The organism is Acinetobacter sp. CIP 102529, assembly GCF_000368325.1.
GTDB lineage: Bacteria > Pseudomonadota > Gammaproteobacteria > Pseudomonadales > Moraxellaceae > Acinetobacter > Acinetobacter parvus.
On the sequence record NZ_KB849355.1, the window covers coordinates 547905 to 571401 of the forward strand.

34 protein-coding genes are annotated in these 23497 nt (G+C 42.6%); 3 read left to right on the forward strand and 31 right to left on the reverse strand.

Going from position 1 to position 23497, the window contains the following annotated elements; all coding sequences use genetic code 11:
• Positions 1-3: 3 nt before the first annotated feature.
• The 3 genes from F972_RS07760 to F972_RS07770 all read right to left on the reverse strand — a co-directional run bounded on the left by F972_RS07760 (position 4) and on the right by F972_RS07770 (position 3886).
• Positions 4-2556 (reverse strand): phage tail tip lysozyme, encoded by a 2553-nt coding sequence (locus tag F972_RS07760; protein WP_004769422.1) that lies wholly within the window; start codon positions 2554-2556, stop codon positions 4-6.
• 114 nt (positions 2557-2670) lie between these two features.
• On the reverse strand, positions 2671-3648 hold the full coding sequence (locus F972_RS15860; protein WP_004769423.1) for a KilA-N domain-containing protein: 978 nt from the start codon (positions 3646-3648) through the stop codon (positions 2671-2673).
• Positions 3649-3724: 76 nt separating this feature from the next.
• The gene (locus tag F972_RS07770) at positions 3725-3886 is read right to left on the reverse strand and encodes a hypothetical protein (RefSeq protein WP_004769424.1); all 162 of its coding nucleotides are present in this window, start codon (positions 3884-3886) and stop codon (positions 3725-3727) included.
• Between the two features lie 111 nt (positions 3887-3997).
• Here F972_RS07770 and F972_RS07775 point away from each other — a divergent pair, with 111 nt between their 5' ends.
• Entirely contained in the window at positions 3998-4285 is a 288-nt protein-coding gene (locus F972_RS07775; protein ID WP_004769425.1) for an Arc family DNA-binding protein, read from the forward strand.
• 199 nt (positions 4286-4484) lie between these two features.
• Here F972_RS07775 and F972_RS07780 read toward each other — a convergent pair whose 3' ends face one another.
• Genes F972_RS07780 through F972_RS07860 form a run of 17 tightly spaced genes read right to left on the reverse strand, consistent with a single transcriptional unit; the run spans position 4485 to position 17791 of the window.
• A complete protein-coding gene (locus F972_RS07780; RefSeq protein WP_004769427.1) occupies positions 4485-4907 on the reverse strand; it encodes a surface-adhesin E family protein in 423 nt (140 codons plus the stop codon).
• A 43-nt stretch (positions 4908-4950) separates the two neighbouring features.
• Positions 4951-6237 carry a hypothetical protein gene (locus F972_RS07785; RefSeq protein WP_004769428.1) on the reverse strand — a complete coding sequence of 429 codons (1287 nt, stop codon included), beginning with the start codon at positions 6235-6237 and terminating at the stop codon, positions 4951-4953.
• 2 nt (positions 6238-6239) lie between these two features.
• Complete coding sequence (locus F972_RS07790; protein WP_004769430.1) at positions 6240-6884, reverse strand: hypothetical protein; 645 nt, start codon at positions 6882-6884, stop codon at positions 6240-6242.
• Positions 6872-7699, reverse strand: a complete 828-nt coding sequence (locus F972_RS07795) for an SET domain-containing protein-lysine N-methyltransferase (RefSeq protein ID WP_004769433.1) — start codon at positions 7697-7699, stop codon at positions 6872-6874. The genes F972_RS07790 and F972_RS07795 overlap by 13 nt, the downstream gene beginning before the upstream one ends.
• A gap of 1 nt (position 7700) precedes the next feature.
• The gene (locus tag F972_RS07800) at positions 7701-8033 is read right to left on the reverse strand and encodes a hypothetical protein (protein ID WP_004769434.1); all 333 of its coding nucleotides are present in this window, start codon (positions 8031-8033) and stop codon (positions 7701-7703) included.
• Positions 8033-8389 carry a hypothetical protein gene (locus F972_RS07805; protein ID WP_004769436.1) on the reverse strand — a complete coding sequence of 119 codons (357 nt, stop codon included), beginning with the start codon at positions 8387-8389 and terminating at the stop codon, positions 8033-8035. Before F972_RS07805 ends, F972_RS07800 begins: the two co-directional genes overlap by 1 nt.
• Positions 8390-9775 carry a packaged DNA stabilization protein gene (locus F972_RS07810; protein ID WP_004769437.1) on the reverse strand — a complete coding sequence of 462 codons (1386 nt, stop codon included), beginning with the start codon at positions 9773-9775 and terminating at the stop codon, positions 8390-8392.
• 2 nt (positions 9776-9777) lie between these two features.
• Entirely contained in the window at positions 9778-10230 is a 453-nt protein-coding gene (locus tag F972_RS07815) for a hypothetical protein (RefSeq protein WP_004769439.1), read from the reverse strand.
• Positions 10223-10705, reverse strand: coding sequence for a packaged DNA stabilization gp4 family protein (locus tag F972_RS07820; protein WP_004769440.1), 483 nt, complete (start codon positions 10703-10705; stop codon positions 10223-10225). The genes F972_RS07815 and F972_RS07820 overlap by 8 nt, the downstream gene beginning before the upstream one ends.
• Positions 10706-10900, reverse strand: a complete 195-nt coding sequence (locus F972_RS07825; protein ID WP_004769442.1) for a hypothetical protein — start codon at positions 10898-10900, stop codon at positions 10706-10708. It lies immediately after the preceding gene.
• Positions 10881-11273 (reverse strand): hypothetical protein, encoded by a 393-nt coding sequence (locus tag F972_RS07830; RefSeq protein WP_004769443.1) that lies wholly within the window; start codon positions 11271-11273, stop codon positions 10881-10883. The genes F972_RS07825 and F972_RS07830 overlap by 20 nt, the downstream gene beginning before the upstream one ends.
• A 6-nt stretch (positions 11274-11279) precedes the next feature.
• Entirely contained in the window at positions 11280-11852 is a 573-nt protein-coding gene (locus F972_RS07835) for a DUF2829 domain-containing protein (protein ID WP_004769445.1), read from the reverse strand.
• A gap of 17 nt (positions 11853-11869) precedes the next feature.
• Positions 11870-13132, reverse strand: a complete 1263-nt coding sequence (locus tag F972_RS07840; RefSeq protein ID WP_004769447.1) for a P22 phage gp5 family major capsid protein — start codon at positions 13130-13132, stop codon at positions 11870-11872.
• A gap of 11 nt (positions 13133-13143) precedes the next feature.
• Positions 13144-14034: a hypothetical protein gene (locus tag F972_RS07845; RefSeq protein ID WP_004769449.1), complete on the reverse strand. Its 891-nt coding sequence runs from the start codon at positions 14032-14034 to the stop codon at positions 13144-13146.
• Positions 14024-16105, reverse strand: a complete 2082-nt coding sequence (locus tag F972_RS07850; protein WP_004769451.1) for a portal protein — start codon at positions 16103-16105, stop codon at positions 14024-14026. The genes F972_RS07845 and F972_RS07850 overlap by 11 nt, the downstream gene beginning before the upstream one ends.
• Before the next feature lie 17 nt (positions 16106-16122).
• Complete coding sequence (locus F972_RS07855) at positions 16123-17403, reverse strand: PBSX family phage terminase large subunit (protein WP_004769453.1); 1281 nt, start codon at positions 17401-17403, stop codon at positions 16123-16125.
• Positions 17378-17791 carry a terminase small subunit gene (locus tag F972_RS07860; protein WP_034428232.1) on the reverse strand — a complete coding sequence of 138 codons (414 nt, stop codon included), beginning with the start codon at positions 17789-17791 and terminating at the stop codon, positions 17378-17380. The genes F972_RS07855 and F972_RS07860 overlap by 26 nt, the downstream gene beginning before the upstream one ends.
• Before the next feature lie 95 nt (positions 17792-17886).
• Here F972_RS07860 and F972_RS07865 point away from each other — a divergent pair, with 95 nt between their 5' ends.
• Complete coding sequence (locus F972_RS07865) at positions 17887-18309, forward strand: AcrIF11 family anti-CRISPR ADP-ribosyltransferase (protein ID WP_004769458.1); 423 nt, start codon at positions 17887-17889, stop codon at positions 18307-18309.
• 2 nt (positions 18310-18311) lie between these two features.
• Positions 18312-18494, forward strand: a complete 183-nt coding sequence (locus F972_RS07870) for a hypothetical protein (protein WP_004769459.1) — start codon at positions 18312-18314, stop codon at positions 18492-18494.
• 24 nt (positions 18495-18518) lie between these two features.
• Here the strand turns inward: F972_RS07870 and F972_RS07875 are convergent, their stop codons facing one another.
• From F972_RS07875 to F972_RS07925, 11 genes are all read right to left on the reverse strand, one after another.
• Positions 18519-19004 carry a NinB/YbcN family protein gene (locus tag F972_RS07875; protein ID WP_004769461.1) on the reverse strand — a complete coding sequence of 162 codons (486 nt, stop codon included), beginning with the start codon at positions 19002-19004 and terminating at the stop codon, positions 18519-18521.
• Positions 19005-19020: 16 nt separating this feature from the next.
• The gene (locus tag F972_RS07880) at positions 19021-19245 is read right to left on the reverse strand and encodes an Acb2/Tad1 domain-containing protein (RefSeq protein WP_004769463.1); all 225 of its coding nucleotides are present in this window, start codon (positions 19243-19245) and stop codon (positions 19021-19023) included.
• A gap of 34 nt (positions 19246-19279) precedes the next feature.
• Entirely contained in the window at positions 19280-19555 is a 276-nt protein-coding gene (locus F972_RS07885) for a DUF968 domain-containing protein (protein WP_004769468.1), read from the reverse strand.
• On the reverse strand, positions 19542-19721 hold the full coding sequence (locus F972_RS07890; RefSeq protein WP_034428145.1) for a hypothetical protein: 180 nt from the start codon (positions 19719-19721) through the stop codon (positions 19542-19544). Before F972_RS07890 ends, F972_RS07885 begins: the two co-directional genes overlap by 14 nt.
• 450 nt (positions 19722-20171) lie before the next feature.
• Entirely contained in the window at positions 20172-20582 is a 411-nt protein-coding gene (locus F972_RS07895; protein ID WP_004769471.1) for an antiterminator Q family protein, read from the reverse strand.
• Positions 20582-21019, reverse strand: a complete 438-nt coding sequence (locus tag F972_RS07900) for a VRR-NUC domain-containing protein (protein ID WP_004769473.1) — start codon at positions 21017-21019, stop codon at positions 20582-20584. Before F972_RS07900 ends, F972_RS07895 begins: the two co-directional genes overlap by 1 nt.
• On the reverse strand, positions 21016-21552 hold the full coding sequence (locus F972_RS07905) for an HNH endonuclease (protein ID WP_004769476.1): 537 nt from the start codon (positions 21550-21552) through the stop codon (positions 21016-21018). Before F972_RS07905 ends, F972_RS07900 begins: the two co-directional genes overlap by 4 nt.
• The gene (locus F972_RS07910) at positions 21536-22015 is read right to left on the reverse strand and encodes a hypothetical protein (protein ID WP_004769478.1); all 480 of its coding nucleotides are present in this window, start codon (positions 22013-22015) and stop codon (positions 21536-21538) included. The genes F972_RS07905 and F972_RS07910 overlap by 17 nt, the downstream gene beginning before the upstream one ends.
• Positions 22015-22392 carry a hypothetical protein gene (locus F972_RS07915; protein ID WP_004769479.1) on the reverse strand — a complete coding sequence of 126 codons (378 nt, stop codon included), beginning with the start codon at positions 22390-22392 and terminating at the stop codon, positions 22015-22017. The genes F972_RS07910 and F972_RS07915 overlap by 1 nt, the downstream gene beginning before the upstream one ends.
• Positions 22389-22742 (reverse strand): hypothetical protein, encoded by a 354-nt coding sequence (locus tag F972_RS07920; RefSeq protein ID WP_228127553.1) that lies wholly within the window; start codon positions 22740-22742, stop codon positions 22389-22391. Before F972_RS07920 ends, F972_RS07915 begins: the two co-directional genes overlap by 4 nt.
• A gap of 101 nt (positions 22743-22843) precedes the next feature.
• Complete coding sequence (locus F972_RS07925) at positions 22844-23443, reverse strand: hypothetical protein (RefSeq protein ID WP_004769482.1); 600 nt, start codon at positions 23441-23443, stop codon at positions 22844-22846.
• Between the last annotated feature and the right edge of the window lie 54 nt (positions 23444-23497).

Sequence of the window (23497 nt, forward strand, 5' to 3'; positions counted from 1 at the left end):
CTATTAACTCCGTGGGTTTAATGCGTCTTCTACACGCTTGCGAATTTTCCGATTTTTAATATGTTTGGTTGAGAGGCGTAATGCACTGGCGACTGGCGCTGGAAAGCCTGACATACCAGATAAAACCAAATCCATTGCAGCTGATAGTGTTGCTGCTGTGTTACTGTGATTGATTGCTGCCGATGCTGGCACAGTGAAGATTGTCTTGGAAATCTCATTTAAGGACCTTAGTTTTTCCGCCCCCTGCTGACCAAAAATAAAATCAAGCTTTCCTGAGTCATCCAGCCTCTTGATTGCTTTATTTAAAGCAGCAGGACTAATCATTTGATTTCCTCTAGCATCTGGAGCAATTCCAGCTGTGGCAGCATTTTTGATTTCCTGAAGCGTTTGCCCCTGAATGTCTTTCCATGCTTGTTTGCCTTCTTCTCCAGAGGTTAATAATGCTCTTCTAGCTACACGCAAATCATCAAGTGAGCCATCATGAACAATCCGCTTCTGAACGTCCTCTAAAGCAACAATGCGGTCACTTGAATTGGCTTTTTTGTTGGTTAGATCATGCATAATTGCAGTATTCTCCCAACGTTTGGCGACTCTTACTCGTTCAGCTCTAGCTGCTCTATAAAGCGCACCTTCAGCTGGTCCAACATGCTCATCAATCATGCCTTTTAAAATTGCAGCTTGACGAATATTGGGAGCTTCCGCATTTACGTTTTGATTAATTTGACTTCGCCATTGCTCCATCTGCTTAATGGTTGGGTTTTTAGAAACAAGGTTGCCATTTGGACCTTTTTCAGCAATACCAAGACTGACTGCTGTCTTTTTGGCTGTTGCTAGAATTGGAGTGGTTGGTAGATCGGGTTGAGCGTTTAAATAATCTAAAACAGTTGTTGGATTACCACCATTGTTAATTGGCGTGGTTAAATCAACAGGGGTTTGCGCTTCAGCTGAATTATCCGCTTTATTGTATGCAACACGAACACGGTTCTTATCGGCTTTCATCTGTTTTTGAAGTGCAGTGTCAACCGCTATACCAGCTTCACGCATATTCGTTGCCAGGCCATCGGTAGACTCAATAAAGTGATCAATGTTTTGCTGAATCACTAAATGCTGATCTTCATAGCGCTGGCGAAGCGGTGCGCCCATCTCGGCATTTTTAGCGGTCTCAACTTCAAACTTTAACTGAGCAGGGTCACGGCTGATCTGACCTCTAGTGAGTTCGGGTGTGAAAGGCAGATCAGCTGCTAAAGCTTGCCGAATAGTCGCCTGATCTACTTGCGCGGCGCCAATGTTTGCAGGCGCTGGACCATTGTTTGCGCTCTCACGATTAAAGATATTTTTGGCTGCTTCCGTAACAGCATTAACTGGACGTTTAGCTTGCTCAACCGCTTGCGCTACAACAGGCTTTGCAGCTTGAGCCACTTCCCTTGCCGCTGTGGTCGCCACTGGTACAGATGCACGCCCTAGAGTTGCAGCAGCAGTACCGATACCACCACCCAAGACAGGCGGCAATGTATCAAGACCAGTATCGTCAATAAACTCACCAACTGCGCCTACAGCACGTTGACCGCCTGCCGTTTTTGGCTCATAGGTTAGAGCATTAGAAAACTGTGTGGCTCGATTCAAGGCATTCTGCGCACCTTGCTGTGTACCAAATGTGCCATCAACAACAGATTCAGCGATGCCATGAAAACCACCCGCAGCCTGACCAATCACACCACCGACTATGCCAGTTGCAACCGTCAAGCCTGCTTCTGTGCCGCCGATAATTTTATCCATTGTGCTTAAAGGCGCTTGTTGTTGTTTTGGTTGTGGTGGCTGATCTTCTCGAATCACGCCATTTCCATCAAAATCAGGTAATCCAGTTGGAGTTGCTTGACTCGCTGGATTTTGTTTATCAAAGGCAGCCAGTAAGCTATTCACACGATTCTGTTTTTGCTGTGGATTAACTTGATTTTTGGTTGTGCTAGACTTGACTTGCTTGTCGTAAGTAGCCACCAATTGATTGATTCTATTTTGCGCTGGCTTGCGATTAGGTGGCATGATTTCACCGACCATAGATTTAGTTTCATTCCATGTCTTTGGGTTGCCGCCTAATTGTCTGTAAAAATCATCTCGATTTTTGTGCCCAGATTTGTACTCAGGATCGTTGTAACGCCACTTGATAAAGTTTGTGCCTAACACCTTGGTTGCTGCGTTGTAATCAACCTCTGGATTAGATAGGAAAGTTTTCTTGGTTGCTGCGTATTCAGGCTTTGTATTGATCTCATGAACAGCATATTTCGCCATTTCATCAAGTGAGTCCTGACTTTGCTGTATCTTACCATCTACATACAAGCCCTTTGATTTAAGTCTTGCAAGTAATGGCGCTTCACGACCATTCTGCCAAGACAGCAAACCAACGTTTGTTTTTTTATTACTGTCGTCGGTGTGAGCGCCAAACACAACACTTGGATCGAAAGAGTTTTCACGCCCCACCTCGGCAGTCATGATGCGCGCCTGATTTTTGCTTAGTCCAGCCTTTTCAAAAGCCTTCATCACACTTTGTTGTAAAGCCATAACTTTTCCTTAGGCAATAAAAAACCTGCCATTGCTGACAGGTTCGGTTTAAACGTATTACGGTTTGTTGGGTAAATTAGGTATTAAAAAACCCGCACTTGGCGGGTTTCTTGGTTATTTTCTCAATCGGCTTGCAGCAGCTTGGATTATATCAGGAAGAACCTCTTTGTTAGGCCCTTCTCGATCACCAACTATCTTTGCAATATTTTCATCGCTTAAAATCCATGAATTATTTGGAATAAACTGAATATGAGGTTTATTTGTGAGGCTATCTATTGTTAATAACATACGATTCATTGATGTCATACGACTAACAACTGCTCTTGTAATAGTCTCTTTGTCAAATATTGGAAAATCTGGAATATTTCCTTTTAGGCGTTTAATCTCACCTTGCAGACTCCATATCCAGTCATGAATTCGGTTTGTAGTATCAGCAGCGAGTAATTCAAAAGCCTTTAGCTCAGGATCAATGTATTCAACTTTTGGCAGATATTCCCCCATTAGCTTATGTACATATTCAACAGCCACAGGAACCAAATCCATAGTTAGCTCATCAACATGGTTGATTCCAAACTTTTGGTGAACCAATTTGTAGGCATCTGAATAGGTCAGTGACTTAGATTTAGCAACCAACATATTCACTGCATCTTTGAGTGGTACTCGATCTTCCTTAGTGGTTTTATCCTCGATCAGGGTTTGCTTTGAGTTTTCAGTAAACAATCTAGCAACCATCGAGTCGTAAGCGCGAATCACCTGTAGATGGAATTTTGCAGAAATCCACATGGCGTAAGCGTAAACCAACTCTTTAGCTGCAAAAGTTCCTACACCATTAAGAGTTTTTAAGCAGCTTCTCATATGTGAGAAGCTAGTTTCCTCTCCCTGTAAATCTGCAGAACTGTCTATCTCTGCTATTAACTCTTGGGTTTGCTCTACGCGTAAGAAGTTAGCAGGCTTGTGTTTAGCCTGATTCCCGCTAGCCTTGTGCAGATCATTCAAGCAATAACGCCCATCTTCATCTTGGCGAATTGAAAAACCACCAATCGTTAAAGGTTTAGCGTTTGGTTTTACTAAATTTTGTGTTAAATTAGACATAGTTACTTCTCATTAGTAATGACATCAATTAAGCCCTTGTTTTCCAGACGGTGGGCTTTTTTGTTGTCTGTTAATTTCATGCTTTCGCACTCTCTTTTTCTCGCTTATCTAACCATTCTTCAATGATCATATTTAGCTGAGCTGTAATAGTTCTGCGATCTTTGATTGTTTCACTCTTAAATCGCTCTAAAGTTTTTTTAGGCATCCGAAAGTTTACCTGTGGGTCTTGTCTTGCCATATTTAACTCCCGCTTAAAGCACCGTGATCACATTAAAGCACAGTGATTTATTGATGTAAAGCACTGTGATGCAATATTATGTTTTTATACCAATACAGGATTCTTTCATACATGGCACGCAATGACCCGCAAATGAATCTCCGCGTACCAATGGAGCTTAAGGAAAGAATAGAAAAAGCCGCGCTAGACAATGGCAGAACTATTACTGCGGAGGCTGTCTATCGCCTAGAGCAATCCTTTGATTCTCCAATGGTATTCGATCCACAAAATGCAAATTTAATCACAACTATTGTTGCTCAAAGCATGCAAACCCTTATTAGTGAATTGAGGTCTGAGGGTGTGGAAAATGATAAGTTGGCTAAAGCTATTAATAATGTGGCCAATAAAAAAGCACCATAGGGTGCTTTTTTTATTGTGTGTATTTAGGCTCTTAATTATCAGTCCTTACATTTTTCATAAGCCCCAGTCTCACCTGTTTTAATGTTTTCCGAGTACTGGACTGCATCGCCATTGGCATTAACTCCAGATCTGCAAACCCAATCTTCGCTATTATTGCATGCGGACAGAGTGGTAAGAATTAACACAAAATAAAAGGTTTTCATTTAGACCTCTGTGTTTCATTATAAGCATCGATTAACCTACTTACTTTGCAGCTTTGCAACATAATGGCTTCGGTAATTGTTTCAGGGGCAATATGCCTAAAGTTATAATCTTCTTTTCCATAAGATGTCTTTACCTCCCCATCGGGACTATAGGAGTATGTTGTTAGTGATAAAAGCCTATATTTTCGGTTTCTGCAATCGTATTCAACTAAGGCTTTAGATTGCACTAATTCACTACCATTTCTTCTCTCAATAGCTTTTATCCAAGATTGCGCACTACCCTTTTGCTCATCTGTTTTAATGGTTTCTAAATCTACAAAATATTCCTCATGATCCCTTGAAGTTGCCACTAATTTCCAGTCTGCCGAGTGAGCCAACAATGGGGAAATAAGAAAAACCAATAGTATTATTTTTATCATGCCACCCTCCTTGCAAATAAGGAGATGGTAGCATGAATCCTGTTTAATCAATACCCAACTGATTAGCAATCTGCTGCATTTCCGCAGGTGAAACGCCACGAGCTTTTGCGGCTTCCACTACCTCAGCAGAATAACCTTTGCCTTTGGTTGCGTAGATTTGAGTTTTCTTGTTTGCTGTTTGAGCCGCTTTGGATAACTGCTTTGCGACTTCAGTCAAGCTTTGCTGCACAGCTTTTGGGTCTTGGTTTGGGTTAATGGATGCAATGGATGCTTTTAATGCATCACCTTCAGATACCGTCAATGCGCCCAATCCACGCATTTGATCAATTTGAGCCAAGAAAATTTTAGCCTTCATGGTTTCAAGTCCTTGATCAAAATTATATTCATCAGTACCAGGGACATTACGCATTGCTCTATTCCAATAGCCACCAGTTGATTCATAAATCGCCTTGGTGTCGTTTGCTAGTTGAGCTGCTAATTTTGCACCTTCCGATGCATTTCTAGCTGCGGTTGCAAGGTTTTCAGCTTTTTCTAATCGCTCTATTCGCTCAATAGGCTTTTCTTTCACATTAAATACGGTTTGTGTAAGCTTTCGCTCCTCCTGATTTAATTTTTCATAGAACTGCTGCTGATCTTGATCAAGCTTCGCATAAAACTGATCGTTTTGAATCTGCATTTTATTCTGTTCAAGAACACGCCCTGTTTGACGATCTTCAACTTGAGATTCAAGGTTGCCAATCTCAGCCTTAGCCTTGTCAGTCTGCGCTTTCTTAAGGTTGATTTCCTCTGGTAGCATCTGATTTTCACCTAATGCGCCTAGAGTCTCCTTAAACTTATCAGGGTTTGCTGATGCGAGGAATAAGCCAGTTGATGTTAAAAAACCATCTGGGTTTTGATCTGCCATTTTTGCAAGATTACGCATCTGGTCAGCAGTCGCCTCGTCCCCTGCATTTTCATAACCTAAAGCTTCATTTTCAAGAATGGATTTTGCTATATCCGATCTTCCACCCGCAGCCGCGGAGTAGGCTTGAGAGGCTGTTTTAAAGGATGCTTGCTGACGACCTGTATCTAGTACATTGTAGGATCGTTGAAAATCCTCCGCCAATGCTGGGTATTGCGCCATGATGTTGGCATAGTCATCATGGGTTTTATTTGGCTTAGATGCAAAAGCAGATAGCGCTTGCTGCATCTGCTGCTTTTGAATCGCTTCACGTTCAGCTTGCTCTTTAGCTTGCATGAACTGCCCGATCTGCATGCCTTGAGTAAGACCAGTCATAGCAGATTGAACAGGGTTTTGCACATCAAGCATGTAATTAATTGGCTGCACCATAGTTAAAACATCCCCATCATTTTCATGCCTGCAACTTGACCAATTGCACCAGTTACGCCATTCCACATATTCGCACTGGCTTGACCTTGCGCCAACGCCGCACCCGCTTGTGCTGCACCAGTTTGCTGGTAAAGGTTTGATATATTGCTAGCTGTTTGCATGCCAGCATTACCTGTCCCTGCTGCTGCGTTCTGACCCAGCGCAGTCATGCCTGCTAGGTTTTGATAACGCTGATTGATTAATTGGTTGAGCAACTGCGGTCTAAACTGCGCCAATGCTGCCTGAGTGTTGCCACCACGCAATCCACCAGTAGCAGATGCGTTTTGCAAAATGGCATTTTCGCCTTGCTGCAGGTAGGTCTGCATTTCTGCGCTATTGTTTATATTTCCAATCGCTGCTTGTTGGGCTGCATTGCCATTGATACCAAGCAAGTCTTGCTGACCAGTCAAACCACTAAGACCAGCATCAGAATAAGGTTTTAAGAGTTTTTGAACAGCATCAAATTGTCTGCGCTGTTCCTCAACTCCTTTTTCAGATGCGTCAATTTGGGCATTCGCTGCTGTTTTGGCTGCACTTTTTTGTGCCTTTGATGACATTACGCCACCAATAACCGCACTGCCGACTACTGCTGTTGCTATTCCTGACATTTAGATAACTCCTTGTTTAGTGTTAAAGCCTGTCTATAGTCAACAGTTAGCTCTTCACCCTTATTCCCACCCTTGCAGCCATCAATATCCCGTAAAGATACAAGGTATATGTCGCCTTTTTCATCGGCTGTATATTTACAGTTTGGGTTTATCGAGTGATTCACATAGCGACCTGCAGGTGTTCGCTTTCCAGAAACTCGTGCGGGAGCGATGATTTGCCCTGCAGCGATATGCCAACTCAAGAACAGGCCCTTGCCTTCAATATTAGAGTCACGGACTTGCACCACAGCTTTAAACGCATTAGGCATATCAATTTGGTCTGATTCTTCTTCTGCCTGCTGGCGGGCAGTATTGGCATCAAAACCAAATTCTTTTAGAGCTTGCGCATAATCATCGCGGTTGTGTTGGTTGAGTGCATGAGCGATTTCTGACTGTTCTTTATCGTAAGCCTTCCAGTTTTCGCTTTTATCCAGATAGTGCGCTTCTAGTGTGTCAATATCGGTTTCGTCTGTGGCGTAGACGTTCTGCCATACACACGTTTCAAGCACATAGCCAACCTTACGACCTGGCTTACCTGTGAAGATTAACGGAGCCTCAAGCACACGCACTTGATCACCGTCAACAATTGCCACCTTTCCTGTAAGCATAATGTTTAGGTGTTCATATCTTTGAGTATGCCCGACCGCAAAAATACCCGCTGGCAATGTGACTTCACGAATATAGATACCTGGTCCGAAGTGGTGAGCCACAGGACAATCAGCCTGTGGCATTTCCAGCATCTCTTTTTCAAGATCAGCGACAATAAGGTTTGACATATTAGGTCACCTCTCGTCCTGATGCTCGAATAGTAAGTGAAGCAGCCGCACTAGCAATCATACTAATTGCATCGCCTGTTTCTAACACATGACCGACCAATTCAGGGCAAACATAAGTTTCGTCAGCCGCAACAGCCTTGTCTTTAATGATTGCGTTGGCGTCATCTACAGCACCACCTGATGGCACCAGATTACAACTAAACGTCACTGCTGCCCCCGTGGTATTTGTTACTGTCACCTTATCAATCATGGTTTTAACCGATGCAATATGTTGATTGGTTTGAACATCTTCCAGTCGCTTTGATGGAATAATATTTTTTACTTTGACAGCCATTAGATCACCTCCAATGAGTTAATTTCCTGATATTGAATTTGAGTGGGTTCGATGTGGTCTGGTGTGGCATGCTCATAACGTGGTGTTAAGTCGTCATGTTGGCAATTGCATTGGCGCACTGGCTCCATCGCCTTAACTTCTGCCAAGGCTTCAACCGCCTGAATCAAGGCGATTGCTAACACAGCTTGAGCCGCTGCACTTTCAGCCAGCGCCTGAACATCATCAATACTTTCTTGCTGTATGTTTATTTCACCAGGTAATATTTCAAAAACCTGCTCAAAGGCTTTGAGTGTTCTAGGGTCTTTAAAAATCTTGGCGAGTTCTTCACGACTTGGTTTTTTAGGTCTAACTAGCATTTAAACCCCCAGTGGCTCTACTTTTGCTTCCAGTCGTGCAACTGACAAGCGTGCTGCTGATGTGCCTGTAAATCGCTGTATGCGCCAGTTTTGCATGTAGCCTTGCTGGAACCATACAAGACGCTTTGTACGCTCTCCACGCTTGCCCACACCAATAAACTTGGGCATGGACCACTCAACACCATCAACAGAATATTGCGTATAAATTCGGGATTCTTTACCAAACGCATTGCGACCAGTTAAGGCAACCAACTCAAGTTGATGAAAGATTGCACCGCTTGATTCGTTGTAAACTATCGCTGTGCCAAATTGCCATTCAACAACATCACCCCAGTGTTCGCCCGATTCATCAGTTAAGGTGCCTAGCTTTGGCTCGGTGGTGTGACCAACAAACCATTGGTTATGTGCATAAGTCATATTGCGAGCTTTATAGCCGCCACCGCTATTCAAAATAAACCAAGTTGGCTGACCTGTAGATTGTGATGCAACCGAGTCATAAACCAAAGTCTGATCTGGTAGATGGATGTATAACCACGAATGACCATCAATCTGACGCGACTCAAGCAAACAGTTCGACAATTGATCTTCGTCGTAATTTGAAAGAATTTGCTCAACTTCGCGGGTAGCAATCTTCTGTGACGAACCCGCTGCAGCAACATAAACCGTAATAGCTTCATTTCGCCCACCGCCAAGCATGGCGATTGCATCCATGTAAACACATGCAGTCTTTTTGCTTAGCGTTCCCTTTGTGGTTTGAGCGCCATCAATGCGCTGAAATGGGAAGAACTCACCGCCGACGTTATCAAATACCTCAATCGTGTGGCGGTTCAGCACATAGACTTCATTACGAAGTTTGATTAGACCAACAATAGGATCAGGGTCTGCTTCTGAAGAGCCATATTTAAGCGGATTCACCTCAAATGGATTATTTAACTCAGTGACAACAATGTTGTTGCTATCACTTGTCATGAAATAACCATCCACCCAAATCACATCATGCACAGCACCCAGATTGGAGTCAGTGACTTGTTTGAGTGTGCCATTGTATAGATACAAGGCATTTCCTGCATTTATGGCTAGATAATCAAATGAATAATCAAATGAACACAACCCACCTGATTGCACATTGCCAATTTCTGTAATTTGACCAGATGCTGTGATTTTTACAAACTTGGTGCCGCAAACTCGATAATGTTCACCGCGCCAAACAATTCCACCGCGATCTACACCAGGCAGATCTGCAACATGGTTAATGCCCTCGGCTGGTCTTAAATATCCAGCAGAAATCCCCTGTCCTTTTGGAACTGGAATCAGGTTGACAGGGTAGGCTGTGCGAAAATCAGAGTTATTGTCAGTATAGATTCCATCCAAAATAGGGATTTGCATATTTACCCCACTCGATACCAAGTATTTGAGAGCTTGTCGTACTTCAATTTAAAGAAACCATTTGCAGCCAAGGCATTAGGCGCACCGATGACAAGCGCATTATTCCCATCAACTGAGAAGTTATTCACCTGTTGAGCACAGGCAACCAATAACACTTGACCATCAGTCACACTGTAACGCTCAGGCAGTTTGATTGAGCCAGTCGCAATACTCACCGACGGATTGAGAATTAAGTATGTGCCAACTTCATGGTTTTCTATATCCAGCGTAAAATCTGCATTCGGGTTAAAGTGTTGAATATGGATTGGTGGATAATCAACTTTCTTAATGCTTTCCTGAATTTTCTCAACAAGCAACTCAACTGGCGCACCACGATAATCCTGATTATTTGCACTCCAAATCACCACTGAATCGCAATCGTTAATCTTGTCTGTGATATTTAATCGTTTATTCATTTGTGAAACTCACTGATGTGTCGGGAGCAAATACTGTTTTGGTAGGTGTCTTTTCAACAAAAGGTAGACAATCGCCTTTATGCCCAGCACCACGCGGTAATGACGGGTCAAGCTGCACACGTGGTGGATTACTGAGCATTGCCAATTGAATGGTTTCAAATGCATCTTTTGCCATTGCCTTTAATTCAATAGGAACAGCCTTGCCAAATGAGCTGGCAAGTCGGATAGCTAGATTTAAGCGAACTGCTTCAACTGCATAATCTGGAATATGGGTTTCCTCGTCCAGATCACCACTTTTGGCACTTGAACCTAATGGATAACCAAAGCGAATATCCTTGGCATCCCACAAGCCCATCATGGTGTCTAGCTTGCGTTTAGCGCTCTCAACTTGCTCTGGCTGCATATCGAACACATAAGATGCAAGTCCCAGTTCCTCAAGCGCCTGCTCAACAATTTGTCTTTTAGTCCAGGACATTTAGCACCTCGGTAAATTTTCAGTCAGTTCGCGCTCATCGTATGAATTATGGATATACACACCATTGTCATACTTCACTCCACATGCACAATCCGCATTAAAACAATGTGGTTTTAAGTCACCTTGAGGCATCACATGAACTGAATCATGGATTTCATGCACTTCCCATTGAGTATTATTCATCAGAACCGACATTGGACTCATGATCCAGCACCAACTGAGCTAATTCAGGCTTTCCAGCATTGGCTTTGTATTTAACTTCAGCTTTATCAAGAATGGCTTTAAGTTCATCCGCTGGCTTATCTTCCAGTTCTTTGAGTCGGATCTGTTTGCGTAGCTCTTGGTTTTCTTTTAGAGCTTCGAGAAGCTCTTTTTTAAGCTGTTTTACATCTGCTGAATCTGATTTAGTTTCAGTTTCGGTTGGTTCTTCATATTCAGGTAGGTCTTTATAATCAACATAACCATCTTCACGTAACTGATTTTCTGCGTCAGCATCAAAAGCAGTAGTAAAGTCATGGTTTTTCTTATCGCCCTTATATAGCGCTTTTGGATATTCAGTGTTTGGCAATTTTCATTACTCCAAAATCAACCAATCATTTGCGAATAGATCACCTGTAGATGGTGTCCAACCCATAGCTAAAGTGTCTTGCGCTGTTTTCAATGTGCAATATGGTGCAACATCAATTTGACCACCTAATTTTTCAGCATGTGCTTTATTGTGTGGATTCCATATTTTTGATGCTTCAGTGGTTGTGGTTTGAGCTTGAGCAACCACGTACTGATCCTTACCGTTCCATCCCGAACGAGTAACTTTTTGACCTTGTTTTAATGCAGAAAGTGCATCGCCAAAAGTTAAATTTCCATTTGGTCGATAAGCATCTTTAAATACACATGCAGGTGACCAAGAAATATAACCTGCGTGTCGTTCATCATTTGGTTTGCCACCATCCACATATTCAACCAAGTAACCTTGCTCGGCTGGATCTTCATTTTCAGGAATATTCCAACCACGATATTCGTTATATTCACCACGTGTCATGGTGGTTGCTAATACGGATTTAGTGCCAATAAAAGCCACCATTGATAAAGCTAGTAATTTTTTCAATTTCTTTACTCCAAAAATGACGACGCCCCAATTAAGGGGCATTTGTCGTCATGTTTTTATTAGGTTTGATTAAACAACTGAACACCAGCCATTTCTGGGTTAAGTAATGCAGTACCAAAGTCAATGTCCCAACGCGCTTTACATGAAAGGTCGTTAATATCGCCTTGACGGGTATACGTGATACCAATACCTAAATCGGTAGTTGCACGCATTACCTGCCAACCATCATCAGCATCAACCGCAAAAGTACCTGGAATTAAGATCAGGCTTTCTTTGCGGAAGAATGGGTTAAGCGGTGCAGCAGCAGTATTCAACCAAGTCAATGCCGCACCAGCTGCTGGAGCATTGGTCACGTTCGCATATTCTTTCGAAGCAATAGAGCCTTCGGTCAGGTCGATAATCGCAGGATAAATACGAAGTGTATTTGCCGCTGGCTTATCCACCACACGGAAAGTTTTAGGCGATCCAGTGTCTTGCTTGGTGATTAAGTGAACTTCATTTACGCCTGGCATAATGAAGGCATCACCAATTTTGATGTCGGCATAGTTCGCCGAAGTCACCACTAAATCTGTGTAGCGATTGTCTTTGTTTTCTTCAAGACCTGCTGATGTAGTGGTTGCGGCTGGAATAGTGCGTTGGTTTGCACCATTTACAGTTGTAGCACCACCAGCTGCCGCAGTTAAACGAACCTCTTGATCGTTTTTAAACACTTCGAAGCCAGCCACATCATGTCGAATCATGGCTTTTTCATAAGCATTTTTAGAACGAGCTGAGTCTTCAGAGCGGCTTGCTAAGTTGCCTGCCATTGCGTTCATAGCAGAAGGCGAATAGAACGCCATACGACCATCAGCAGGAACACCAATACGCGTCATGCGAGTATCAATGTCAGCAACATCATCATAACCAGTTGCTGCACTGGTACGCTTTGACACGATCGAGCCAAACAATGCTACGGTACGGAACAATGCAGTATTCACATCAGAAGCTAGTTTCTGCTTTGCCGCCTTACCGAATTGATCCATTGCATAAGCATTGCGTAGGTTTTTGGAGGAAAGTGTTTTAGGAACTGATTTGTGATAACCAATTGATGCTGGAACGTTCAACTGAGTTAGTCCGTTAAAATTGGCAGTCTGATCGAAACCATCGTAAGACGCACCGATCATTGGTGCAGGAATCCAAAACTTATCACGCGCATTCACTGCTTCCTGAGCAGTCATTGGGTCGTATAGTTCAGCCCCCTTTGCAATAACAAGTAGGTCTTCAAAGCCTTCGATCACATTATCAAACATGACCTGTTCTTGTTTAGTAAAGCTTGTAGCCATAAGTATTCACCTTATTTCTGTAAAGATTTTTTGTATTTAATCAGCTCGGTACGATCACCAGTTTTCGCTGCTTTCGCTTCGAGTTGCGCTAACTTCTGATCTACCACACCAGATAAGCCAGCCGACCCACTAGGTTTTCGTTCTGGTTGAGTTGATGGTTTACGAGATTGGATTTTCATTTGAGAGTCCAGTTTTGCCGCAGCAAAGGCGAATTGAATTGGGTCTGTAATTTCAGAAAGCTCTTGCGCTTTCTTTGGGTTTTTCCCCAAGTGATACAAAATCAATTCAGGATTTTCAGCAGCATGAATCAAAATGCCCTGCTGGGTTGCTGTGAGTTTGTCTTTTGCAGCTTCTTCTACTTCCTCAAAGTCACGAACTTTGGATGCTACATTTAGACGTCGCTCTTCATAGCTTTGCATTTTGGCCTGCCATGCTTGCTTAGCCTTTTCCTCTTCAGCCTGCTTTGCTGCCTGCTGCTGTTCAACTTGACGCTTGCGCTCATGCCATTGTTCAACTGCGCTTTCAAAGTCATCTTCGTCATAATCAAAGTCGGCAAGCTTTGGCTTTGATCCAACTTCAATTGGTTTGTCAGTAGGTTTAGCCTGTTGCACCTGAGCCTCTAGCTCTTTGATGCGTTTTCGTGCTTCCCGCTCTTTTTTGCGAAGGTCTTTTACCCATGTTGGCGCTGGTTTGCCGCTAAAGTCGTCCTCATCGGATGGCTCTGGCTCTTCATCGCCCACTGTAATAACAAACTCTTCATCTTCTGACATCTCATCATCAGACTGGCTTATTTCGTCTTGGGGTTCTTCTGAATTTTCCTGACTTTCGCCTTCCTGATTGTCTTCAATCGGGTCGATGCTGTCTTCTTCATCCAGTTCTGTACGCAGGTCTTCAATTGACATATTGCATTTCCTCGTTCTGTGTAGGCTGAACGGTTGCCTGTTGTGGTTGCATACCTAGCTGGCTAATTGCTTCAAGCACTGCTTGTCGCTCGTCCATGTCTAGGCGTGTCATTAAATCGATTGCTTTGGCTTTGGTTTCTTCTGCTCTTGCTATCGCAAGTTCAGTGTCTGCCTGTGCTTTAATTGCGAGTGATTTATTCTTTTCAGCTTCGGATTGCAGATACAGCGTATTTGCATCAGGCTGCTGATTCTGAGCTTCTTGTGCGAGTTGCTGAGCTTCTTCTTTGGTTGGCTCTACAACACCCATGCGCAGCAATTTCTTGCGGTAATATTCGCGGACTTCACTAACACCTTCCCCTTCCATGTTCATCATAATCATGGATGACAGCACTTGTTGATCCATTGGATCGGCCACCAAAGGCAGCATGTTTGTCAGTGAGCGTACCGTTGCATTGCGCTTACTTGTTGATGTTGGCCCAATGTCGATTGCGACATCAAACTTAGCTTTAGTTAAGTCGTTTGTATGTTCAACTTCACCAGAATTCGAGTTGTAAACAGGCTTAAATAACTCGATTGAGTCAATCTCGTCCTGGTCCCCTACTGTCTTCATTGTCCGACCGTCTTCAACATACAGTTCAGAAGCCATAGACAGCCAAATTTCACCAGATCGGCGTACCGCTTTAGCAAAGTTCGAAATGTAGATGAAAGACTGCATATCCAAACGGTTTTGAATCATCTCGATTGCAACACCGCTAGTATTTGAAACAATCTCATCACCTGATTCCTGATTACCCAGAATGTCCGATAAATCCTGCTCAGTGACTTGAAGCAAGGCAGCCATTGCAGGCGGTACGTTTGGCGGTTTGGTGTAAGCCACTGGACCTTGAGCAACAACATTACCCATCGCATCTTTAAGCGGGTGAGCCAACAGGAATGGATAGTTCTCAATATTGTCATTCGCCCACATGTGCTGAACGCCAGCGACCTGTTCAGGTGCTAGAATAGGCTTCTCAACGCTGGACATGGCACTAAGTTCGCCCAACTTAGACAGCTGCATGTTCTTGAGTCGCTGAGCGTCCTTGCAAAGCCGCACATGGCCCATGCAACGCTCTACGTTATCAACATACCAGCGCTTGCCATACACAGGCACGATTGGAATATGACGACCAGCGATATAACCGTAATCCTCAAGAACACCCAAACCTGACATGAGAAGTTTGCGAACACGCTTGCGCTCAAAATCTCGAACACGAACTTCTTGTGCACCTGTTGCATTTAATTCATCAAGAATGCTTGGATTGTCTTCAAGTTGTTCTGCTGTATATCGTTCTTCAGAGCCATCAATTAAGCGGAAAATGTGAATCTTCTCTTTAACCTTTTCGACCTTGTAGTATTCAGCGACATAAACAGAATCTTTGGTGGACCAATCAAAGTGACTATTGTTAATGCTCTTATCCCAAGAGGATGGGTCTTGATCTTCGCCATATTCTTCTTTGAATGCATCACATGACATTGATGTTAGAACAAAGCAGTATTTCGCATCTGCTTTATCTTGTCGTTTTGCATCAGGGTCAAAGAAAACACATGTATCAGCATCAAAAATAGGCTCTATTCTGATTCGCTGATGCTCGTTTTCTTCATCGTCCTCATCTTCATAATCAGCACGTAAACGCCAAGCACCAAAGCCACCGCCTACCGCTTCTTCAAATGCATTGTCATAGGCTTCATCCGCACCTGAGTCTTGCTCATCTGCACGATAAAGCTTTGCACAGGTATCAGCTAAATCATCATTGCTCACACCATCTTTGCTAATGAAGTTCACACCAATGCGGTTATTGCGATATTCGTTGATAATACGAATGACAGCCAAGTGAATCTTATTGACTTCAAATTTAGGCTTATTTTCAAACTGTTCGCCTAACTTGCCTTCCCATTGAGCACCAGCAATAGAATAAAAACGACGATCCTCTAAGCACTGTTGACGTTCATCAGCAACAGCGCATTGAGCTTTATCAAATTGTTTCTTTGCGGTTTCGTGGATTTTGGCAAGTCGATCTGCTTTATCAGTCACGACTTGACTCCATTTGATTACCAACGGTTAATTGTTGGGATTGGGTTAATTTCTACTTGCTGCGCTTGGCACATTTTATTGATATTAAGAGCGCCCTCACCAAACGCATCCGAGCTATGCGAAGCCCAGTCATGCACTGGCGTTGCCTTAAATTGCTCTAATTTGTCATTAAATTCACGACGATAGTTTTGCAATGCACGAATACCGTGTTTGCATTTTTCAGCATCAAACCAGCAGTTTTTCAAGAATTGGCGTGTTGCTTCAATACGATCTTCAACACCAAGCCTTGCGCCCTTATTCATTCGATAGCCAAGATTAGCCATCGTTTGCTCACGACTCACGCCACTCGATAAATCACGTGCTGCAATGTCATGCGGTGCAAAGTGTTTTTCGTAGTTGTAGCCATACTGCTGCTTTTTCTCATCAAGTATGCGAGCGTAATGCGCCAATGGCTCATTGTTTGCTTCATAATGATCTATTGCTCGGACTTCTTTGCCGTAAACCTGAAAGAACCAAATTGCGGTAGGATCAAGAATCCCTAAATCCCATGATGTGTAAACAGGCAAATTAGGATCATGTGGAACTTTACAAATACGGTTTTCACGCTTGATCTGCTCAAACTCTGCCTTGTAAATCGCACCATCTGCAATTTCTTTCGGCTTGCCTAAATATATGTGCTCATATTCATCGTAATCCGTGTCGCGCATTTGCTCTGCAAGCGTAATCAAGTCAGGCGGACAGTTCTTGTTTTCGTCATAATTGATCTGAACTGCGATTGTGTCATCACGCTCTATAAGCACATATTGCGCGTATGCAGGGTCACTCGGCAGCTTTGGATTCAGCGACATAATGACCATTGGACACGCTGTGCGCACAACAGTAGGAATCAGAATCTTTAATGAGTAAACACTTACTGTTTGAGCTTCCTCAATCCATGTGATAGTCGCACCCTCGAATGACTTCACCGATTCAACTGTGTGATTCAGCAAGCCCGCAAAGCTAAACTCAGTGCCATTAATGCCACGGATTTCTGTTTCTAAGATTTGATAGAAGTGACCTAAGCCTAGTGCTGCGATGCGATCTGATAAGAGCTTATGCACAGACTGCTTGATTGACTTTTGCACTTCACGACAGCAAAGAATACGATGCTTTTGTTTTGCACCCTCGATCAATAGAAAGTCTGCAATCTCCCATGATTTACCACCACCACGACCACCGTGATACACATAGAACAACTTATTGTTCTGTAAATGCGTATAAAGCGGCTTAAATTTACTCGGTACTCGTTTCTCCATCATTTTCGAATACCACCTTTAAACTTAAATCAATTGCACCACCGTTAGGACCTGTGTGCTCAATTTTGTCTTTGAACATGCCCAAGTGCTTGCCAAGATGCGCCCATGCAGAAACACGTGCTGATTGGGTAGAACCTTCGGAAAGGTCTTTAGCTTCATTCAGTAAACCTTGAACAACCATTTCAACAGTGACTTGCGCTTTGTTTGATAATTTTTCTTGAGCTTCTTCGATTGCTTCTTGAACGTTAAGTTTAGATAAGTTTTGAGCTGCAATTACTTTTGCCGTCTTTTCGCTATAACCCGCACGAATCGCTGCTTTCGTTGCATTTAGGTCTATCAGATATTCTTCGACAAATCGCTGTTGTTTTGCAGTAAGTTTTAAGTCTTTCATGCTCACCCCAAAATAAAGTAAAAAATAATTGTAAATAATGCTTGACTGTGAGAACTCACAATGTAATAATAAGAACATACAGAGGAGTTAAGCCCATGAAACTATTCCACACAAGCCCAAAAGAAATCACAAAAATTAATCGCTTTGGAACTTTTGATGATTGTTTATTCTTCTCAGTAGAACCTTATTCAATGTCAGTTGGTGAGGTAATCACTTATTCGGTTGATGCTGAAAATATGAGCTTTGTAGAAGCTTGTGATTTACATGATGATGAAATTGTTGCAGAGATTGCAGAGCGTTTCGATATTGATGAAGATTTAGCTGAATCTCTTTTAGATGGCTCTGACAGCGTTTGGAACCATGACTTTGCTGATGCAGATAATGATTGGTACATTCAAGCTAAACGTGGCGAATGTGCTAAAAAAATGGGTTTTGATGGTTGCTTAGATCAAGACGAACAAGGTGGCGTTTACATCATCCCAATGTTCGGGCGTGAATCAATTTTAGTTAAGGAATAATTATGGCAAGCACAGCAGCAGAGCGCAAAGCAGCAGAAACACAAAGAAAGGCTGAAATGGGTTTGAAGCGCAAGTCGTTTTGGCTCTCAGAAGATGAGTTTAAAGTCATTGAAAACTTTAAACAGAGCAATAATCTGAAAACAAATGACGAAGCCTTACAACAAATATTAAAAGCCCTCAAATGAGGGTCTGTCAGGTTCGCCATATCTTTACTCCATCACATATTTAAGATCATCTGGACAAGTCAACTTCACACCATCTTTCAAGCACCACACTTCAATATCATTCAAATATTCAGCCATCTGTTTTGTTGTGGCTTCTGTGATGCTCATTCGATTCGATACAAACTGCCTGAGTGGCTCATAGCCTGAACTACCCGACTCTTTAAGCTCTCGCATGACTCTAAATGTTTCGGGATATTCACCAACATTGTCACGGTTATAAATAATCGAAAGGTATTTGTATTTAAAAAATGCAGACGCTTCTTCTTTATCTAGTCCACGCTGTTTGCCGTACTCAGTCATCCATAGCCAGTACAATCTTCTTTGTGCGCTAGATAATGTTTCCTGCTTCTGATCTATGCGAACAACTAAAGGCTTATTTTCTTCTAATGCCCTCATGTAATTGGTATGCATAAAGCTAATGGCTTTGGTGATGTCGGCATGACTCTGGATAGGAAACACGGCTTTTTGCATTTCCTATCCCCTGGTATTAAAAAATTGTTGGTTGAGCCACACCACGCGTCAAGGCCATTAAGCCTGTTTGTAAATCAGTGGCACCAATACTTACCCATCGCTGATCTAAGCCATCAGTAGAGCGTAGTTTGGCCACCAATTCACCAAGCTCGGCACCTTTCGACTTAATCTCATCAATTAGCTGAGTTTCTTCTGGTGATAGTGTCCGATATCCTTGAAATTGCTTATTTGGATTGTTCATTTTCTTCTCACAAAAAAAGAGCCATCTGGCTCAGTTAAAAAATCTCTTTGTCTGTTTGGTTCAACATCCGCTCAACTCTTACCAACCACTTCTCAAACATGGCTTCACTTTTTGCTCGATTACCTAATTCAAAACGATCAAATGCAGCATGGCATTTAAAACAAAGGGGAATTACAAATAGGTCAGAACTTTTGATTCCACGCCCTTTACCATGCTTGGCACTATTTGAATGAGCAGCCTGGCTACTGGGATTGCCACACCGCACACACGGAAGCTTACGAATCTCTGCCAGCCGCTTAGGACTGCGCATTGAGTTGCTTCTCTATGTTGTAAATCTGCCTGCCAATCTCTCTCAACTCAGCAGCGCAATTCTGTTTAAATGCATAGGTTGAAAAGAGATGGTTGTAGTTCAATAAGCGGATTTGGTTTGCTTTAAGTATTTCTAAGTTTTTAGATGCTTCTACACGATCAACCATGACTACCACCAATAAGAAAACAAAAACCCCGCCAATATCTAGTATGTAGCGAGGTCTTATGTGCCGTAATACGTTCGGCAAAATGCCACCGAAGTGGCTAGGGTCTTAAACTTCTTTCATACAATCACGACACACTTTGATTTCTTCATCATCAACCGTGTAGTCGATCTCAGTCGCACCATGCAGGCCGAATAAACACATTAAGAGTTTTAGCATCTTGATTACCTCAGCAGGGTAAATGTCTTTTTATGACTATAAGTACACGTTTAGTTACCCAAAATCGAGTCCGAAAATTGTAGTTTTATAGAATCTGGGTGCCCTGATATTGCTTACACAGGCATTTCTCAGGGCATTAAAAAAGCCCACCTTTCGATGAGCTTTTAAATACTTAGTGACCTACATGCAACTTACGCCACTCTAACATTAATTTAAACGAAGTGTGCTGCACTGTCAATAGGGCAAATTCTCAATCACACCATCAAGGTATGACAACCCTTTGTCGATCTCTGCACGGACCTTTGCTTTACTGCAACCGTGAGCATTTGCAATACTCAAATAGGACCAATTGTTTTCATAAAAAAGGATTAAAAACCAAGCTCTTTCCTGCATAAATTCCCGACTATCATTATGCATTTTTGCTAACAGCTTACTAACTCGCACTGCTTCATGGTCCTCAATATCAACTGGAATAGACACCTTGCTCGCATGTATTCTAGTTTTGTCATTTCGGTCAATCAATATAGCAAGTGGATTCGCTGATACTTGTGTTTTTGTGGTCCTCACCCATGCCCCGTACTGCTCAAGCCATTGGTGAGCTGAACGCTTAACCCAATTCATTTTTAACTCTGTCGCTGCATTCATCACTCACCACCGCTCAAACACAAATACTTTTTAATTTCGTTTATTGCTTCATCTGCACCGAAACAGACTTTGCACAAATAACCCTGTTCTTCTAAACGCTGAATCATCAATCTTTGGCTGGGTTGCAACTTCCCTGTCTTTGATTTGAGTTCAATCCACAGCCCATGAATCAGGCCATTTGGAACTAACAATTGCAGATCAGGCACACCTGCTTTCACGCCCATCTTTTTAAACTTTGCAGCTTCGATGATGTTTCTTGAACCACCATTTGGGATATGAATCAAGTAATCACTTAATCGACCACTCCCAAATTTCACATGATGCGCCCATGACATAAGCATGATTTGCTCTTGGTCCTCTGTTGGTACCTTTAGGACACGTTTAGAACGTGCCACTGGTTTTGATCTAATGCGCTGGGCATCTTTAAATGTGGTCATACACTTACTCCATCAAAGTTCGCATACTCTCCATGATGCAATTTCGTTGCATCTATTCTTGCTTTAACTGCATCCTCAAATCTTTTGAAAGTTCCGAGATAAATCACTTTCCCGTTTTTGGTGATCTGCGCCATCCATTTGTTTTCATTTTTCCGCTTAACAACACCTTTGCATCCAGAACTATTGCTAATAGGTCTTTTGCTATTCATGGCATTTTGGCTTTGGCTGGCCTCTCGCAAATTCTCAATTCGGTTGTTTGTTGTATTGCCATCAATATGATCAATTAGTTTTGGCAAATACCCATGATGCATAAAGAAAATAATCCTGTGTTCTAGATACTTTTCTCCCCATATTCCAATATCACGATAACCCCGCTTGTTAAGTCGACCTGCTCTAGTTCCAAAGAACCTAGAATTCAACCTATTAAGCACATTCCATTCGGCGTAGTAATCAGGAAGCATCTTCCAAATGAGTTGCCCATCTTTGTATTCAAAAAAGGCATGCACATCGATATTCTCAAGTTGAACTTTCATTAGATTCCCCCTTGAGCGCTTGCTCTCCCAAACCAGTTAGCTTGTAAATATTTTCAATTGTTTGTCGTGCTGATTGATTCCAGCCTTTATCAAAAAGATCATGCTCAAACGAGATTGATTCATTCTCCATTTCGATCAGTTGTTTGAACGCTGTCTGAAGTTCATCCACCCTCTTTTGCAGTTCTGCATTCAGCTTTGCGGTTGCCATTGCATCTAAAGCATATTTAGTTGCACGATTATCTAAATCAGTAACTTGTTTTTGCAGCTCATCCACTTTGGTTTGTCTAGCTGCATACATTGCGCTTTGCCCATCGGTGTACGCATCATTCAGTCTCGACTTCATTTCAGCGACTTGAAGCTTTAATTCATCCACTTTGGTTTGTTGGTAATCCCATGCATCTTCTGCAATCTCCATTGCATATACATCCCCATGCTCATTCCAATATTCTTTAAAACTTCTCATCACTTCACCCCCACTTTGCAAAGCGGACTAACATGATTCTCAATGTGGGTGTCGTCGCCCATGTCGTTTGAATAAATCAACTCGTAGTCTGCGATGGCTTTTTCAAAGAAAGGATTAAAACCATGAGAACCCATTTCTTTGTCATAAGCCTTTGCTAGACCAATTCCACCAAACTTGTTAATAAAATCCACGCTCTCAACGAGACGTTTTAGGTCGGAAAGTAAAATATACGCACCTGTTGCGTTTTCACATATTCCATACATGAAGTGTTTAAAATCTAAAGATGGTTTAACTGTTGTAGCCCTATCAGGCGCACCATCAATAACTTCCCTGGCCTTATCAACACCGTGCTGCTTTATAAAATCAGTTGCATTCATTGGCTTTGCTCCTTGCCACGGTTTGTCACGCCTTCTAAGCTCATGCGTGCTGTGTTTATCTTGTTGTACATGTCTAGTGTGAATGAGTGCCTGGTTCCTGATTTAATTAGAGAGAGTGTTGAATGCGCACATCCTGCAATCCTTGCAACATCAACCAAACGCCCGCCATAACTTCTTATCCAATCAACTATGTCTTTCGCCTGTTCTGCTGTTGGATAAACACGGTGTTTTACCAATCTTGCGTGTGATACTCGATGTGTACGCACAACTTCATCAACTACAGGTTTAAACTCAATCAACCCCCTCAACTCCTCAATCAATGGATGATCTAAACCTAGCTCAAAAGCCATCTTCACCTCCTTCGCAGTACACACCTCATAACTCGGTCTATTCTTCTGTTCAGCTAATTTGTGAAGTGCTTGCTTCACTTGCGTTATTGTTAGGATTTGTTTCATGCTGCACCCCACTGCATAGCCATAGCATCCGCAATTCCTTGATATGTTCGGCTGCGCTCTTTCCAGCGGTTAGGACCAGGTGGCAAGTAGTGCAATCTTTCACGCTGATTTTTTGGTAAAAGCATCATTTCTTTCTTGACGTTATTGGTCGGTTCCAATGGCTCAAGCCCCTCAAGCCATAGACAAGTCGCCTTTTGTTCTGGATGCCCGAACATCCATGGCTGAATTACCTGTGTCTGCTTAACATCGCCAATAAGTGTTTTGGCGTACTTGTGCATGATTGGATTTTCGATTGCGCGCCTTGGAATATGTTTTGCATTCAGCAATTCTTTAAAAAATGCTGCTGCATCGAAAAGCTTTATCCAGCGGCTCGGATCAGTATGTAAATGCTTAACGCCAGCATTGGTTAAATACGTGCACGATGGATGAGCAATCATCATGTCCCAATTTTCATACAACACATCTCGCACATCGCCTTGATAGTGGTTTCCAGGTGCTTCACTTGGCAGGAAATCACAGGACATAGCATCATGACCAAGCGCAGCAAATGCATCACGGACACGGCCTGAATATTCACAAGCAATTAGAATCTTCACACCCCACCTCCTAACTTCGCAGAGATAGCAAGCACCTCAACAAGGATCAAACTC

Coding starts and splice junctions, on each gene's coding strand:
- F972_RS07760 (WP_004769422.1), bottom strand. CDS start 2,556: ATGGCTTTACAACAAAGTGTGATGAAGGCTTTTGAAAAGGCTGGACTA.
- F972_RS07870 (WP_004769459.1), top strand. CDS start 18,312: ATGGCAAGCACAGCAGCAGAGCGCAAAGCAGCAGAAACACAAAGAAAG.
- F972_RS07810 (WP_004769437.1), bottom strand. CDS start 9,775: ATGCAAATCCCTATTTTGGATGGAATCTATACTGACAATAACTCTGAT.
- F972_RS07820 (WP_004769440.1), bottom strand. CDS start 10,705: ATGTCCTGGACTAAAAGACAAATTGTTGAGCAGGCGCTTGAGGAACTG.
- F972_RS07770 (WP_004769424.1), bottom strand. CDS start 3,886: ATGGCAAGACAAGACCCACAGGTAAACTTTCGGATGCCTAAAAAAACT.
- F972_RS07885 (WP_004769468.1), bottom strand. CDS start 19,555: ATGCGCAGTCCTAAGCGGCTGGCAGAGATTCGTAAGCTTCCGTGTGTG.
- F972_RS07915 (WP_004769479.1), bottom strand. CDS start 22,392: ATGAATGCAACTGATTTTATAAAGCAGCACGGTGTTGATAAGGCCAGG.
- F972_RS07825 (WP_004769442.1), bottom strand. CDS start 10,900: ATGTCGGTTCTGATGAATAATACTCAATGGGAAGTGCATGAAATCCAT.
- F972_RS07875 (WP_004769461.1), bottom strand. CDS start 19,004: ATGCAAAAAGCCGTGTTTCCTATCCAGAGTCATGCCGACATCACCAAA.
- F972_RS07890 (WP_034428145.1), bottom strand. CDS start 19,721: ATGGTTGATCGTGTAGAAGCATCTAAAAACTTAGAAATACTTAAAGCA.
- F972_RS07800 (WP_004769434.1), bottom strand. CDS start 8,033: ATGGCTGTCAAAGTAAAAAATATTATTCCATCAAAGCGACTGGAAGAT.
- F972_RS07905 (WP_004769476.1), bottom strand. CDS start 21,552: ATGAAAGTTCAACTTGAGAATATCGATGTGCATGCCTTTTTTGAATAC.
- F972_RS07795 (WP_004769433.1), bottom strand. CDS start 7,699: ATGTCAAACCTTATTGTCGCTGATCTTGAAAAAGAGATGCTGGAAATG.
- F972_RS15860 (WP_004769423.1), bottom strand. CDS start 3,648: ATGTCTAATTTAACACAAAATTTAGTAAAACCAAACGCTAAACCTTTA.
- F972_RS07775 (WP_004769425.1), top strand. CDS start 3,998: ATGGCACGCAATGACCCGCAAATGAATCTCCGCGTACCAATGGAGCTT.
- F972_RS07840 (WP_004769447.1), bottom strand. CDS start 13,132: ATGGCTACAAGCTTTACTAAACAAGAACAGGTCATGTTTGATAATGTG.
- F972_RS07805 (WP_004769436.1), bottom strand. CDS start 8,389: ATGCTAGTTAGACCTAAAAAACCAAGTCGTGAAGAACTCGCCAAGATT.
- F972_RS07860 (WP_034428232.1), bottom strand. CDS start 17,791: ATGAAAGACTTAAAACTTACTGCAAAACAACAGCGATTTGTCGAAGAA.
- F972_RS07865 (WP_004769458.1), top strand. CDS start 17,887: ATGAAACTATTCCACACAAGCCCAAAAGAAATCACAAAAATTAATCGC.
- F972_RS07910 (WP_004769478.1), bottom strand. CDS start 22,015: ATGAGAAGTTTTAAAGAATATTGGAATGAGCATGGGGATGTATATGCA.
- F972_RS07835 (WP_004769445.1), bottom strand. CDS start 11,852: ATGCCCCTTAATTGGGGCGTCGTCATTTTTGGAGTAAAGAAATTGAAA.
- F972_RS07895 (WP_004769471.1), bottom strand. CDS start 20,582: ATGAATGCAGCGACAGAGTTAAAAATGAATTGGGTTAAGCGTTCAGCT.
- F972_RS07780 (WP_004769427.1), bottom strand. CDS start 4,907: ATGATAAAAATAATACTATTGGTTTTTCTTATTTCCCCATTGTTGGCT.
- F972_RS07880 (WP_004769463.1), bottom strand. CDS start 19,245: ATGAACAATCCAAATAAGCAATTTCAAGGATATCGGACACTATCACCA.
- F972_RS07785 (WP_004769428.1), bottom strand. CDS start 6,237: ATGGTGCAGCCAATTAATTACATGCTTGATGTGCAAAACCCTGTTCAA.
- F972_RS07845 (WP_004769449.1), bottom strand. CDS start 14,034: ATGTCAATTGAAGACCTGCGTACAGAACTGGATGAAGAAGACAGCATC.
- F972_RS07790 (WP_004769430.1), bottom strand. CDS start 6,884: ATGTCAGGAATAGCAACAGCAGTAGTCGGCAGTGCGGTTATTGGTGGC.
- F972_RS07900 (WP_004769473.1), bottom strand. CDS start 21,019: ATGACCACATTTAAAGATGCCCAGCGCATTAGATCAAAACCAGTGGCA.
- F972_RS07855 (WP_004769453.1), bottom strand. CDS start 17,403: ATGATGGAGAAACGAGTACCGAGTAAATTTAAGCCGCTTTATACGCAT.
- F972_RS07815 (WP_004769439.1), bottom strand. CDS start 10,230: ATGAATAAACGATTAAATATCACAGACAAGATTAACGATTGCGATTCA.
- F972_RS07920 (WP_228127553.1), bottom strand. CDS start 22,742: ATGGCTTTTGAGCTAGGTTTAGATCATCCATTGATTGAGGAGTTGAGG.